Here is a 12,836-nt window from a genome sequence, read left to right as displayed (position 1 = left end):
CGGTTGCCGGGCGGGCGCCACGGAATCACGTTGGCGATGTAGGCGGTGGTGCGGTTGAGCCCGATCGCGCCGATCATGAGGTCGAGCAGCTTGCCGCTGCGCCCGACGAAGGGCAGTCCCTCGATGTCCTCGTCGCGGCCCGGCGCCTCGCCGACGAACATGATGCGCGCCTGCGGATTGCCGTCGGCGAACACCAGCCTCGTTGCGGTGTGCTTCAGCGCACAGCCCTCGAAGCCCTGCATCAACTCACGCAAGGCCTCCAGCGTCGGCGCGGTGCGCGCAGCCTCGCGTGCCGAGGCGATCGCGACGTCGGGGGCGGGTGCGGCCTCGCCGCGGATCACCGTGGGCGCAGCGGCCGGCCGCGGCGCCTCCACCGGCGCTGCTGCGCGCGGGACCGGAGGCGGGGCGTCCATTTCCGCCAGGCGGTCTATCGGCTCCTCCGCGAGCGCGCAGTCGACTCCGGCCTCCAGATAGAAGGCGAGAAGCTCTCGGACGGTGGGGGCGGGTTCGGGGATCATTGGAAAGTCAGACTTTTATATCAGTTCGGGGCGCCTTGCATCCCACCGGAACGCATTTCCGTGGTTGTCCTACCCGGAAAAATCGGAAACAAGAGGGCGCAAACGACCGAGGACCGTCTCAAGGGCTGAGATCAGATGAGCACCGAAGAACTTCCCCCGCGCGAATCCATGGAATTCGACGTCGTCATCGTCGGCGCCGGCCCCTCGGGCCTGTCGGCCGCGATCCGGCTGAAGCAGCTCAACGCCGATCTCAACGTCGTCGTGGTGGAGAAGGGCTCCGAGGTCGGTGCGCATATTCTCTCCGGCGCTGTGATCGACCCGGCCGGGCTCGACAAGCTCGTTCCCGACTGGCGTGAGGATTCCGACTGTCCGCTGAAGACGCAGGTCAAGGACGACCGCTTTTACTGGATGACGGCCGGCGGCGCGATCAAGCTGCCGAACTTCATGATGCCGCCGCTGATGGACAACCATCACTGCTACATCGGCTCGCTCGGCAATGTCTGCCGCTGGCTGGCGCGCAAGGCCGAGGCGCTCGGCGTCGAGATCTATCCGGGCTTCGCCGCGGCCGAGGTGCTCTATGACGAAGAAGGCAGGGTCAGGGGCATTGCCACCGGCGACATGGGCATCGGCCGCGACGGCAAGCCGAAGGACTCCTTTACCCGTGGCATGGAATTGCTCGGCAAGTACACGTTGTTTGCCGAAGGCGCCCGCGGCAGCCTGACCAAGCAGCTCATCGCGAAGTTCGCGCTCGACTCCAAGAGCGAGCCGGCGAAGTTCGGCATCGGCCTGAAGGAAGTCTGGCAGATCGATCCCGCCAAGCACCAGAAGGGCTTGATCCAGCATTCGTTCGGCTGGCCGCTCGACCTGAAGACCGGTGGTGGCTCGTTCCTCTATCACTACGACGACAATCTCGTCGCCGTCGGTTTCGTCGTGCATCTGAACTACGATGATCCCTATCTGTCGCCGTTCGACGAGTTCCAGCGCTTCAAGACCCATCCGTCGATCCGCAGCACCTTCGAAGGCGCCAAGCGGCTCGCCTATGGCGCGCGCGCCATCACCGAGGGCGGCTACCAGTCGGTGCCGAAACTGAGCTTCCCCGGTGGCGCGCTGATCGGCTGCGCGGCCGGCTTCGTCAACGTCCCGCGCATCAAGGGCGTGCACAATGCGATGGGCACCGGCATGCTCGCCGCCGAGCATGTCGCAGCGGCGCTTGCGGCCGATCGCGCCAATGACGAGATCGTCGAGTACGAGAACGCGTGGCGTTCCTCCTCCGTGGGCAAGGATCTGTTCCTGGTCCGCAACGTCAAGCCGCTGTGGTCGAAGTTCGGCACCGTGCTCGGCGTCGCGCTCGGCGGCTTCGACATGTGGTGCAACACGCTGTTCGGCGCATCGCTGTTCGGCACCCAGTCGCATTCCAAGCCGGATCGCGCGACGCTCGATCCGGCCAAGAGCCACGCGCCGAAGAACTACCCCAAGCCGGACGGCAAGATCTCGTTCGACAAGCTGTCGTCGGTATTCCTGTCCAACACCAATCACGAGGAGGACCAGCCGGTCCATCTCAGGGTTGCGGACATGAACCTCCAGAAGACCTCCGAGCACGACGTGTTCGCCGGTCCCTCGAATCGCTATTGCCCCGCCGGCGTCTACGAATGGGTCGAGGAGGGCGCCGGCCCGCGCTTCCAGATCAACGCCCAGAACTGCGTCCACTGCAAAACCTGCGACGTGAAGGACCCCAACGGCAACATCACCTGGGTTCCCCCGGAGGGCGGCGGCGGCCCGAACTACGAGGCGATGTAAAGGCGGGCCAATCAGCGCGGACCTGGTCACAAACGGTGATCTGCCGCACGTTCGCGTGAGAACCGGGCCGCGGCCACCTGTCGCGGCCACGATAAGGCCATAGTGGCGGCGTCTTGGGGCGCTCTTGTCCTATTTGGGGCGTTCGGAGGCGATCGCCCGGTCCGAATCCTTGCGGTAAACCGCCAAAAGCGGCATTGTCCGACCCGACGGTTCCGGGTCACGATGCCACCGGCCGCGTTCGCATGCGAGACGGCTTTCTGCTGCGAACCCAGGCACTACCAACTCAAGGCGAGCCCTGATGTTTTCAATTCGTTTCAACCGCTGGACTGTTGCCGCCATCGCCCTCATGGGCACAGCGATCGCGACGGTCCCCGGCAGGGTCCTGGCGCAGACGCCGGATCATCCGTCCGATACGGCGGCGCAGTTTCCGACCCGGAACGATCTGAAGTCGCTCACGACCTCCGGCAGCTATCTCGCCGCCCGCCACGCCAGCGTCGAGCGCGACGCGGCCTCGGCCGCCGCCTTCTACCGCTCGGCGCTCCGCACCGATCCGAAGAACAACGAGCTGCTCGACCGTGCCTTCATCTCCTCGGTCGCCGACGGCGACATCGACGAGGCGGTCAAGCTCGCCGAGCGCATCCTCACCATCGACAAGACCAACCGCGTCGCGCGCCTCGTCGTCGGCGTGCATGATCTGAAGCTGAAGAAGTACGCGACCGCGCAGACCAACATCAACCAGTCGATCCGCGGCCCCATTACCGATCTCGTCGCCACGCTGCTGTCGGGCTGGGCGGCCTATGGCGCCGGCGATTCCAAGGGTGCTGTCGCCACCATCGACAAGCTGGCCGGCCCGGAATGGTATCCGCTGTTCAAGGATCTCCACGCCGGCATGATCCTCGAACTCGCCGGCAAGGAGAAGGACGCCGGCACGCGCTTCGAGCGCGCCTACAAGCTCGACGATTCCATGCTGCGCGTCACCGAGGCCTATGCGCGCTGGCTGTCGCGCAACAAGGATTCCGCCGCGGCGACCACCGTCTACCAGGCCTTCGACAAGAAGCTCGCCCGCCATCCGCTGATCGTGGAAGGCCTGCGCGACACCAAGGCCGGCAAGAAGCTGCCGCCGCTGGTCGATTCCGCGCAGGCCGGCGCTGCCGAGGCGCTCTACGGCATCGGCGCGACGCTGACCCGCCGCGGCGGCGAGGATCTGGCACTGGTCTATCTCCAGCTCTCGCTCTACCTCCAGCCGACCCATCCGCTGGCGCTGCTCTCGCTCGCCGATCTCTATGAATCGGTGAAGCGGCCGCAGATGGCGATCAAGGTCTATGAGCGCGTGCCGTCGACCTCGCCGCTGAAGCGCAACGCGCAGATCCAGCTCGCCATCGATCTGGATTCCGCCGACCGCACCGACGAGGCGATCAAGATCCTCAAGGGCGTCACCACTGAGGATTCCAAGGATCTCGAAGCCATCATGGCGCTCGGCAACATCGAGCGCGGCCGCAAGAAGTTCGGCGACTGCGGCGCGACCTATTCGCAGGGCGTCGACGTGCTGCCGGCCGGCAACGACAAGGCCAACAGCGTCTGGTACTATTATCGCGGCATCTGCGAGGAGCGCTCCAAGCAGTGGGGCAAGGCCGAGGCCGACATGAAGAAGGCGCTCGAGCTGCAGCCCGACCAGCCGCATGTCCTCAACTATCTCGGCTATTCCTGGATCGACCAAGGCGTGAATCTCGACGAAGGCATGAAGATGATCAAGCGCGCCGTCGAGCAGCGTCCCGACGACGGCTACATCGTCGACTCGCTTGGCTGGGCTTACTACCGCATCGGCAACTACGAAGAGGCGGTGAAGAACCTCGAGCGCGCGATCGATCTGAAGCCCGAGGATCCCACCATCAACGATCACCTTGGCGATGCCTATTGGCGCGTCGGCCGCACGCTGGAAGCCAAATTCCAGTGGTCGCACGCCCGCGATCTCAAGCCCGAGCCGGACGAGCTTCCGAAGATCGAGGCCAAGATCGCCAACGGCCTGACCGACGACAATTCGAACTCTTCGGCCGCGCAGGCGGAGAAGAAGAAGGACGACGGCAAGGGCGGCTAAGCTGAGTGAAGTTGGGGGCGTGTCGCCGATGCCGGCGTTGATTGAAGAGGGGCGCGCGAAGGTCAATCTGAGCCTTCGCGTGGTCGGCCGTCGTGCCGACGGTTATCATGATCTCGAAAGCGTGGTCGCCTTCGCCGACTGCGCCGATCGTTTGACGCTGGAGCCGGGCGGCGAGCTGAAGCTCGCCACCACCGGGCCGCTGGCCGCAGCGTGCGGCGATACCGCGGACAATCTCGTGTTCAAGGCGGCCAAGCTTCTGGCCGAGGCCGTGCCGAACCTGAAGCTGGGCGCCTTTGCGCTCGACAAGGTGCTGCCCGTCGCGGCCGGTATCGGCGGTGGCTCGGCGGATGCAGCGGCAGCACTGCGCCTGCTGGCGCGGCTCAACAACCTGTCGCTCGATGATCCCCGCCTCCAGAAGGTCGCGCTCGCAACCGGCGCCGACGTGCCGGTGTGCCTGCTCTCGCGCGCCTGCGACATGACCGGCGTCGGCGAGCAGCTGCTGCCGCTCGCGCTGCCGAGCATGCCCTGCGTGATGGTCAATCCGCGCGTGCCGGTGGCGACCAAGGACGTGTTCCAGGCGCTGGGCCTGCGCAACGGCGAGCTGCTGGTCGGCGCCACCTCCGTCCTCGGAGCTCCGGCCTGGCCGGAGGAGGGCGCCTCGATCGCCGACTGGGTCGAGGTTCTCGAAACCGTCGCCAACGACCTCGAAGCCCCCGCGATGCGCATCGAACCTGTTATCGGCGAGGTGCTGGAGGCGCTTCGTGGCTCCGCCGGCGTCAAGCTCGCCCGCATGTCCGGCTCGGGCGCGACCTGCTTTGCGATCTATGGCGCGCCAACCGAGGCCCATGCTGCTGCGGAAAAGATCCGGCGCGATCACCCCGGCTGGTGGGTGCATGCGGGCACGTTGAGCTAGATATTTCCCCGACGACACTGCCGTAGCCCGGATGAGCGTAGCGACATCCGGGATTCGTGCTTGCGGCTTCCCGCATGTCGCTGCGCTCATGCGGGCTACGAGGCTGGGCTAGCCGCTGCAATCCTCAGGCAGCCCGAGAAACCTTCTGATTTCACCCAACACCTCTTGCGGCTTGTCATGCTGCAGCCAGTGCCCCGCGCCGGCGATGGTCTCGACACGCGCCTGCGGGAAGTAGCGCTCCAGGCCTGCCGCTCTGGACCCGCCGAGAAAGCTTTCGCCGGCATTCAGCAGCAGCGTCGGGCAGGCGATGCGCGACCAGAGTTCGACGTGATCGTCCGGCCAGAGYCGATGCGGCGCGGAGGCGCGCTGGTAGGGATCGAACTTCCAGCTATAGGTACCGTCCGCGTTCTGCCGCGCGCCGTGCGTCGCAAGATGCAGCGCGAGGTCGCGCGACAGCCGCTTGTTGTGAAGCACCATCTGCGCGGCGGCATCCTCGAGGGTCGAATAGCGGCGCGGCGTGCGGTCGTGCAGCTTGTCGAGCTGGCCGACCCATTTGCCGATGCGCTCATGCGCCGGCGGCTTTGGTGCATCCGGCAGCATGGTCACGCCGTCCAGCACGACCAGCTTCGTGACCTGCTCGGGGAATGATCCCGAGAAGATCAGGCTCACCATGCCGCCCATCGAATGGCCGATGAGAGTTACTTGAGGCGCTGCGACGCTGCGGACGAGTTGGGCGAGATCGTACACATATTCCGTCAGCGCGTAGCTGCCGCCCTTGGTCCAGTCGGAATCGCCGTGTCCGCGCAGGTCGGGCGCCAGCACGTGAAAATGCGGTTGCAGCGATCTGGCGATGACGTCCCAGCTGCGGCAATGATCGCGGCCGCCATGGACCAGGATAAGGGGCGGCGCGCCCTCGTTGCACCAATCGGCATAATACAGCCGCAGGCCGTGAGACTCGTAGAAGCGGCTTTGCGGGGCGCTAGCCATTTGCCGGCCGCCGCGCCAGCGCGAGCGAGAGGCCGAGGCCCGCGATGAAGACGCCGGAGCCCTGGGTGAGGCGCCGCATCAGATGCGGCCGTCCGATCAGTTGCGTGCGCGTCGCGGAGGCCATCAGCACCACGACGACATCGGCGAGCGTGTTCAGCGTCACCGAGATCGCGCCGAGCACGATGAATTGCAGCGTGGGGTTCGCTCCCGCGGGATCGAGGAATTGCGGAATGAAGGCGAGGAAGAACGCGGCGGTCTTCGGGTTCAGCGCCTCGACCAGCACGCCGTCGCGGAACGCGCGCTTATCGCCGGTGGGCGCGCTCTCCAGCGACAGCGTACGGCTGGCGCTGCGAAAAGTCTTGATGCCGAGCCAGACCAGATAGAGCGCGCCGACGAATTTGACGGCGGCAAACAGCTCGGCGCTGGCGAGAATGATGGCGGAGATACCGAGACTGCCCGCCACCACATGAACCAGCCCGCCGAGCGCCGTGCCCGCGGTCGAGGCAAAGCCGCTGCCGCGCCCCTCGGACAAGGTTCGCGCCGCGACGTAGAAAATGCCGGGGCCGGGAATGGCAGCAATGAGAGATGCCGCGGCAAGGAACAGCCAGAAATTCGTGTCGGTCATCCTGCTGTCGTAGCGATGCGTGGGGCGATTGCAAGGCCTGTCGTTTAGTCCATCCGGCGGAAGATCACGCTGGCATTCACCCCGCCGAAGCCAAATCCGTTGGAGATGGCGTGCCGTATCTGCATCGGACGCGCGCTACCTGAGACGATGTCGATGCCGTCTGCGCCGGGATCGGGGTTTTCGAAATTGAGCGTCGGCGGCGCGACCTGGTCGCGCAAGGCGAGGATGGTGAAGATCGCCTCGAGTCCGCCGGCGGCGCCGAGCAGATGGCCGGTAGCTGATTTCGTCGCGCTCACCGCTATGCTGCGGCTGCGGCCGAACAGCGCGCCGATCGCGCCAAGCTCGCTTTCGTCACCGGCCGGCGTCGACGTCGCATGCGCGTTCAAGTGCTGCAATTCGCCGGGCTCCAGCCGCGCCTGCCGCAGCGCGATCTCCATCGCGCGGCGCGCGCCGTCGCCATCGGGTGGCCCCGACGTCATGTGGTAGGCATCCGCCGTCGTGCCGTATCCGACGATCTCCGCGATCGGCGTGGCGCCGCGCGCCAGCGCATGCTCGAGCGCCTCGACCACCAGGATGCCGGCGCCTTCGCCCATGACGAAGCCGTCGCGGTCGCGATCGAACGGGCGCGAGGCGCGCCCCGGCTCCTCGTTGAAGGAGCTCGACAGTGCGCGCGCCGCCGCGAAGCCGCCGAGGCTGACGATGTCGATGCAGGCCTCGGCGCCGCCGCAGATCGCAACATCGGCCTCGCCGGCGCGGATCATCCGCGCGGCATCGCCGATCGCCTGGACGCTGGCGGCACAGGCGGTGACCGGTGTCCCCAGCGGTCCCTTGTAGCCGTATTTGATCGAGACGTGGCCGGCGGCGAGATTGGCGAGAAACGAGGGGATCGTGAATGGCGAGAGCCGGCGCACGCCGCGCTGCTCGGTGATGCGCACCGCTTCCGCCATCGCCGGAAAGCCGCCGACGCCGGAGGCGATGATGGTTGCGGTCCGTTCCAGCGCGGCCGCGTCCTGCGGTGCCCATTCGGCCTGCGCGACCGCTTCTGCGGTGGCGAGCAGCGCGAACAGGATGAAACGGTCCATCTTGCGCTGGTCTTTTGGCGCAGCGGCCTGCGCCGGGTCGAAGCCGCCGTCGGCATCGCCGGCCTTGTCGGGCACGAGGCCCGCGATGCGCGCGGGCAGCGCCTGCGACCATTCGGGCAGGGGACGCAGCCCGCTTTGACCGGCGAGCAGCCGGCGCCAGGACAGTTCGACACCGCAGGCGAGCGGCGATACCGCGCCCATTCCCGTCACGACGATACGACGCATGTCAGTCTCCGGCCGGCGCAATGGCCGGGTTCATGGCCTTGAGCGAAGCCAGCCGTTTCCGCATCCCGCGACTGGCACCCGGGCCCGCGATGATGACCGCATTGTCGAGCGTGATCGGCTGCATGTCGGCGGCATCGACCACGACAGGATCGAACGGACGACGATCGGCCCGGCTTGCCAGTAGAATGGCTTCGCCCTTCGGCGCGAGATGCCTGTTGCCCCAGGCGAGCAACGCCGCGACCACGGGGAAGAAATCCCGCGCCTTGTCCGTCAGCACATATTCGTAACGCGGCGGCCGCTCATGATAGCGGCGGCGGACGAACATGCCTGACGCGGTGAGATGGGCCAGGCGCCGCGACAGGATGTTCGGCGCGATCCCGAGATTTTGCGAGAACTCGTCGAAGCGCGTCGCGCCCTGGAACGCGTCCCGCAGGATCAAAATGCTCCACCATTCGCCGACCGTCTCCACGGCGCGGCCGACCGGGCATTCCAGAATGGAGGCGGATTTGGGCTGCATGGCGGGAACGTAGGAGGGTTACTTGCAAAATGCAAGTGACCAGCAGAGCAGCTTCATCGCGCGAGCGGGCGAGTTGCGGGACTGCGAACCGGTCTCTGTGATTTGAAATGCGAGTTGGCGAGCGGTGACTGCGCAGCTTGCTCCGTCATTGCGAGCGCAGCGAAGCAATCCAGGCCGCTTCCGCGGAGGGACTCTGGATTGCTTCCGCCTTCGCTAAAGCTCGGCGGACAAGTCGCTGCGCTCGCAATGACGATGTGGGAGCAGGGTGACGCTACTTCATCGGCGTCGTCCCGGCGAAGGCCGGGACCCATAACCACGACCGACTATTGTGGCGCACGATCGTGGCCACAGCGCGCCCGGACAACGCTGACCGGGGTAATGGGTCCCGGCCTTCGTCGGGACGACACTGAAGGGTGTGGTTGGCAGTGCGCCGAAACGCGAAACCTAATGCGATCGCGCCAGGCAGAACGCCACGACCTGCTCCAGCGCGCTCTTCATCGGCGACGACGGGAACAGCGCCAGTGCATCCACAGCCATGGCGCCGTAATGCTGGGCGCGGCTGAGCGTGTCCTCGAGCGCGCGGTGCTTGTTCATCAGGCCGATGGCGTGATCGAGATCGGAATCGCCGATCTCGCCGCGCTCGAGCGCCTTGATCCAGAAGGCGCGCTCGGTGTCGTTGCCGCGGCGGAAGGCGAGCACGACCGGCAGCGTGATCTTGCCTTCGCGGAAATCGTCGCCGGTGTTCTTGCCGAGCTTGGCGCTCTTGCCGCCATAGTCGAGCACGTCGTCGACGAGCTGGAAGGCGATGCCGAGATTCATGCCGACCGAGCGGCAGGCGGTCTGCTCCGCCTTGGGGCGGTTCGCGATCACGGGGCCGACCTCGCAGGCGGCGGCGAACAGCTCGGCGGTCTTGCCGCGGATCACGGCGAGATATTCGTCCTCGGTGGTCGCGGTGTTCTTGGCAGCCGCAAGCTGCATCACCTCGCCCTCGGCGATGGTGGCGGCGGCCGCCGAAAGAATGTCCAGCGCGCGGAGCGAGCCGACCTCGACCATCATGCGGAACGCCTGGCCGAGCAGGAAGTCGCCGACCAGCACGCTCGCCTCGTTGCCCCAGAGCATGCGCGCCGACAGCTTGCCGCGGCGCATCTCGCTCTCGTCCACGACGTCGTCATGGAGCAGGGTGGCGGTGTGCATGAACTCGACGGAGGCAGCTAACTTGATGTGGCCGTCGCCGTTGTAACCGGCAAGATTGGCCATGGCGAGCGTCAGCATCGGCCGCAGGCGCTTGCCCCCGGAGGAGATCAGATGGTTGGCGACCTCCGGGATCATGGTCACGTCGGAGCCGGTGCGCGACAGGATCGTGGCGTTGACGCGCTCCATGTCTCCGGCGACAAGGGCAACCAGCTCTTCGATCGACGCGCCGGGAGTTTCGAAAGGTACGATGACGGCCACGCCGGTCTCCAATATTTGCCCCGGAAGGGCTATTCTGATGGAAATACAATAGAAACTGGAGGCGCATGCGGCAAGTGCTGCGGAACCATTGACATTTGCCGCTTAACCCCTTTCAGGCAKGAGACCTGCGTTTTGCGTGAACTGGTTCGGACCAACGACATGGTGCTGGTGTCAGCGATCGGCGCGCTGCTCGACGGCGCCAATATCCATCATCTGGTGCTGGACCAGAACATGAGCATCATCGAGGGCTCGCTCGGCATTTTGCCGCGGCGGATCCTGGTCCATGAGGACGACGCCCAGGAGGCCCGGCAGCTCCTGACCGAGGCCGGGCTCAGCCACGAACTGCGCGGCGATGATTGAGGCCGGCATCACCGAGGACGCCTTTCTCGGCGGGCAACTACGCCTGAAGCAGAAGCGGTCCGGCCATCGCGCCGGGCATGACGCCATCCTGCTTGCAGCGGCGACGGAGGCCCAGGCGGGCGACCGCGTGGTCGATCTCGGCGCCGGCATCGGCACGGCCGGGCTGGCGCTGGCGCGGCGCGTGGCGGGGATCAGGCTCAGCCTGGTCGAGATCGATCCGGAACTGGCGGAGCTGGCGCGAGCCAATGCGGCGGCGAACGCGATTGCCGCCGACACGATCGTGCTCGACGTCACCGCCGATGCGCAGGCCTTCCTGGCACATGGGCTCGTGCCCGACAGCGTCGATCGTGTGCTGATGAACCCGCCCTTCAACGATCCGGTGCGCCATCGTGGCTCGCCGGATCAGGCGCGCCACACCGCGCATGTGGCGACGGAGGAGACGCTGCATGCGTGGGTGCATGCAGCACGGCGTATCCTCCGATCGAACGGTGTGCTGACATTGATCTGGCGCGCGGATGGAATCGCCGAGGTCTTGGCAGCGCTGTCACGCGGCTTCGGCAGCCTGTCGATCCTGCCGGTTCATGGCGAAGCGGGGCGGCCCGCGATCCGCGTGCTGGTGCGCGCGATCAAAGGCGGCAGGGCGCCGACGCGCCTGTTGCCGGGCCTCATGCTTAACGAAGAGTCAAACGTGCCTAAAAAAGAGGTGAGGGATATTCTGGAAGGGAGGGCGGTGTTGCCGCTCGCGGAGCCGTGACGGCTTACTGCGGCAGCGATTCCGTCTGCTGTTCTTGCGGGGACGTAAAGCGAATCGCCGCGAAAAGCGCACCGATCAGCATCAACAGCAGATAGATCTTCATGGCGTTTCCTCCGCTGCTTCATTGCAGCTTCCCAATAGGGAATCTGCAAAACACGTTCCAGGCACTTCCAATGACAGTCGCGTGATAAGAAATGGTTAATCAGGGGTAATGGCATGGCCGAACAATTGAACGATCGTGAGGGTTCCGGCCTGGCCGACAAGCTCATGCAATATCTGCCGGCGCGCTTTCGTCCGGGCACGGCGGTGGTGCCGGTGGTGCGGCTGTCAGGCGTGATCGGCGCGGTGACGCCGCTGCGCCCGGGCATGTCGCTCGCGGRCGTCGCGCGGGTGCTGGAGCGGGCCTTCTCGATGCGGAACGCCAAGGCGGTGGCGCTTGTGATCAACTCGCCCGGCGGCTCGCCGGTGCAGTCGCGCCAGATCTACCTGCGCATCAAGCAGCTCGCGGCCGAGAAGAAGCTGCCGGTGCTGGTGTTCGTCGAGGACGTCGCGGCCTCCGGCGGCTACATGATCGCCTGCGCCGGCGACGAGATCTTCTGCGATCCGTCCTCGATCCTCGGCTCGATCGGCGTGGTCGGCGGCAGTTTTGGTTTCCAGGAGGCGATCAGGCGGCTCGGCATCGAGCGGCGGCTCTACACGGCCGGCGCGCACAAGGCGATGCTCGATCCGTTCCTGCCCGAAAACCCCGACGACGTGGCCAAGCTGAAGGCGATCCAGCGCGAGATCCACCAGATCTTCATTTCGCTCGTGAAGCAGAGTCGCGGCGCCCGCCTGAAGGGCGACGACGACGCGTTGTTCACCGGCGAATATTGGGCCGGCGAAAGTTCGATCGCGCTGGGGCTCGCCGACGGGATCGGTGATCTCCGCTCAACTCTTCGTGCCCGCTATGGCGAGAAGGTTCTCACCCCCGTGATCGCGCAGCCGACCGGGCTGCTGTCCGGCCTTTTGGGGCGCAGATCGCCCGGCGCGGGCCAGCTTTCGGCCCTGGAATCAATGGCCGGGTTGCCGGACGAACTGATCTCGGCGGTCGAAACGCGGGCGATTTGGGCGAAATTCGGGTTCTAGGGCGCGGCCTCCCGCGCCATTTGGCCCCAAGGAGACTTGAAGCCGAGCCAATTGCGGCGCGGCCCGGTCTGCGCAAGAATGTGCGTGGGGGCTGAGCACTCAACAAGGATCGACAGATGCCGCCGTTCGTCGCTTTCGCAGGCGTCCTGGGCGGGCTTGCCGTGGTCCGCTGGGCCTACAAGACCGCTGTCCGGATCAATCAGGAGCTGGAGGAGATGCGCCTCTCACGCGTCGCCGAGGCCGCCCATGTGGGGGAAATCCGGACGCTGAAACAGGATCCGGTGACCGGAGCGTATCGCCCGGGCTAGTCACGCCTTTCCACACGCCGTCATTCCGGGGCGATGCGAAGCATCGAACCCGGAATCTCGAGATTCCGGGTTCGCCCT

At 66.1% G+C, this 12,836-nt stretch carries 13 protein-coding genes; 7 read left to right on the top strand and 6 right to left on the bottom strand.

Annotated features, from left to right (window positions below; all coding sequences use genetic code 11):
• Positions 1-518 (bottom strand): uracil-DNA glycosylase (locus tag AC1D00_RS08100; RefSeq protein ID WP_477010295.1); only part of this gene is annotated, 518 nt, incomplete at its 3' end.
• 135 nt (positions 519-653) lie between these two features.
• On the opposite strand from AC1D00_RS08100, the gene AC1D00_RS08095 reads away from it, so the two are divergent.
• The 3 genes from AC1D00_RS08095 (at position 654) to AC1D00_RS08085 (ending at position 5,323) form a co-directional block, all read left to right on the top strand.
• A complete protein-coding gene (locus tag AC1D00_RS08095) occupies positions 654-2,315 on the top strand; it encodes an electron transfer flavoprotein-ubiquinone oxidoreductase (protein WP_477010294.1) in 1,662 nt (553 codons plus the stop codon).
• Positions 2,316-2,613: 298 nt separating this feature from the next.
• Positions 2,614-4,410 carry a tetratricopeptide repeat protein gene (locus tag AC1D00_RS08090; RefSeq protein ID WP_027543620.1) on the top strand — a complete coding sequence of 599 codons (1,797 nt, stop codon included), beginning with the start codon at positions 2,614-2,616 and terminating at the stop codon, positions 4,408-4,410.
• A 28-nt stretch (positions 4,411-4,438) separates the two neighbouring features.
• The gene (locus tag AC1D00_RS08085) at positions 4,439-5,323 is read left to right on the top strand and encodes a 4-(cytidine 5'-diphospho)-2-C-methyl-D-erythritol kinase (RefSeq protein ID WP_477010293.1); all 885 of its coding nucleotides are present in this window, start codon (positions 4,439-4,441) and stop codon (positions 5,321-5,323) included.
• A 108-nt stretch (positions 5,324-5,431) separates the two neighbouring features.
• On the opposite strand, the gene AC1D00_RS08080 is transcribed toward AC1D00_RS08085, so the two are convergent.
• From AC1D00_RS08080 to AC1D00_RS08060, 5 genes are all read right to left on the bottom strand, one after another.
• Complete coding sequence (locus tag AC1D00_RS08080) at positions 5,432-6,310, bottom strand: alpha/beta fold hydrolase (RefSeq protein ID WP_477010292.1); 879 nt, start codon at positions 6,308-6,310, stop codon at positions 5,432-5,434.
• The gene (locus AC1D00_RS08075; protein ID WP_135179514.1) at positions 6,303-6,935 is read right to left on the bottom strand and encodes a LysE family translocator; all 633 of its coding nucleotides are present in this window, start codon (positions 6,933-6,935) and stop codon (positions 6,303-6,305) included. Before AC1D00_RS08075 ends, AC1D00_RS08080 begins: the two co-directional genes overlap by 8 nt.
• 44 nt (positions 6,936-6,979) lie before the next feature.
• On the bottom strand, positions 6,980-8,242 hold the full coding sequence (gene fabF, locus AC1D00_RS08070; protein WP_477010291.1) for a beta-ketoacyl-ACP synthase II: 1,263 nt from the start codon (positions 8,240-8,242) through the stop codon (positions 6,980-6,982).
• Between the two features lies 1 nt (position 8,243).
• On the bottom strand, positions 8,244-8,759 hold the full coding sequence (locus tag AC1D00_RS08065) for a winged helix-turn-helix transcriptional regulator (RefSeq protein ID WP_477010290.1): 516 nt from the start codon (positions 8,757-8,759) through the stop codon (positions 8,244-8,246).
• A gap of 444 nt (positions 8,760-9,203) precedes the next feature.
• Positions 9,204-10,211 (bottom strand): polyprenyl synthetase family protein, encoded by a 1,008-nt coding sequence (locus AC1D00_RS08060; protein WP_027543614.1) that lies wholly within the window; start codon positions 10,209-10,211, stop codon positions 9,204-9,206.
• Between the two features lie 132 nt (positions 10,212-10,343).
• On the opposite strand from AC1D00_RS08060, the gene AC1D00_RS08055 reads away from it, so the two are divergent.
• From AC1D00_RS08055 to AC1D00_RS08040, 4 genes are all read left to right on the top strand, one after another.
• A complete protein-coding gene (locus tag AC1D00_RS08055) occupies positions 10,344-10,571 on the top strand; it encodes a putative signal transducing protein (RefSeq protein ID WP_011085319.1) in 228 nt (75 codons plus the stop codon).
• Entirely contained in the window at positions 10,564-11,325 is a 762-nt protein-coding gene (locus AC1D00_RS08050; protein WP_477010289.1) for a tRNA1(Val) (adenine(37)-N6)-methyltransferase, read from the top strand. The genes AC1D00_RS08055 and AC1D00_RS08050 overlap by 8 nt, the downstream gene beginning before the upstream one ends.
• Before the next feature lie 216 nt (positions 11,326-11,541).
• The gene (locus AC1D00_RS08045; protein ID WP_477010288.1) at positions 11,542-12,450 is read left to right on the top strand and encodes a S49 family peptidase; all 909 of its coding nucleotides are present in this window, start codon (positions 11,542-11,544) and stop codon (positions 12,448-12,450) included.
• A 116-nt stretch (positions 12,451-12,566) separates the two neighbouring features.
• Positions 12,567-12,758, top strand: coding sequence for a hypothetical protein (locus AC1D00_RS08040; protein ID WP_477010287.1), 192 nt, complete (start codon positions 12,567-12,569; stop codon positions 12,756-12,758).
• Positions 12,759-12,836 lie beyond the last annotated feature (78 nt).

It is taken from the genome of Bradyrhizobium sp. P2_E8 (assembly GCF_056403875.1).
The sequence above is the reverse complement of the archived record's forward strand: the minus strand, read 5'-3'. Positions and strand labels throughout refer to the sequence as shown.

What these genes read in the sequence shown, in the direction of transcription:
- AC1D00_RS08095 (WP_477010294.1), top strand. Translation starts at nt 654, where the DNA reads ATGAGCACCGAAGAACTTCCCCCGCGCGAATCCATGGAATTCGACGTC.
- AC1D00_RS08090 (WP_027543620.1), top strand. Translation starts at nt 2,614, where the DNA reads ATGTTTTCAATTCGTTTCAACCGCTGGACTGTTGCCGCCATCGCCCTC.
- AC1D00_RS08085 (WP_477010293.1), top strand. Translation starts at nt 4,439, where the DNA reads ATGCCGGCGTTGATTGAAGAGGGGCGCGCGAAGGTCAATCTGAGCCTT.
- AC1D00_RS08075 (WP_135179514.1), bottom strand. Translation starts at nt 6,935, where the DNA reads ATGACCGACACGAATTTCTGGCTGTTCCTTGCCGCGGCATCTCTCATT.
- fabF (WP_477010291.1), bottom strand. Translation starts at nt 8,242, where the DNA reads ATGCGTCGTATCGTCGTGACGGGAATGGGCGCGGTATCGCCGCTCGCC.
- AC1D00_RS08065 (WP_477010290.1), bottom strand. Translation starts at nt 8,759, where the DNA reads ATGCAGCCCAAATCCGCCTCCATTCTGGAATGCCCGGTCGGCCGCGCC.
- AC1D00_RS08050 (WP_477010289.1), top strand. Translation starts at nt 10,564, where the DNA reads ATGATTGAGGCCGGCATCACCGAGGACGCCTTTCTCGGCGGGCAACTA.
- AC1D00_RS08040 (WP_477010287.1), top strand. Translation starts at nt 12,567, where the DNA reads ATGCCGCCGTTCGTCGCTTTCGCAGGCGTCCTGGGCGGGCTTGCCGTG.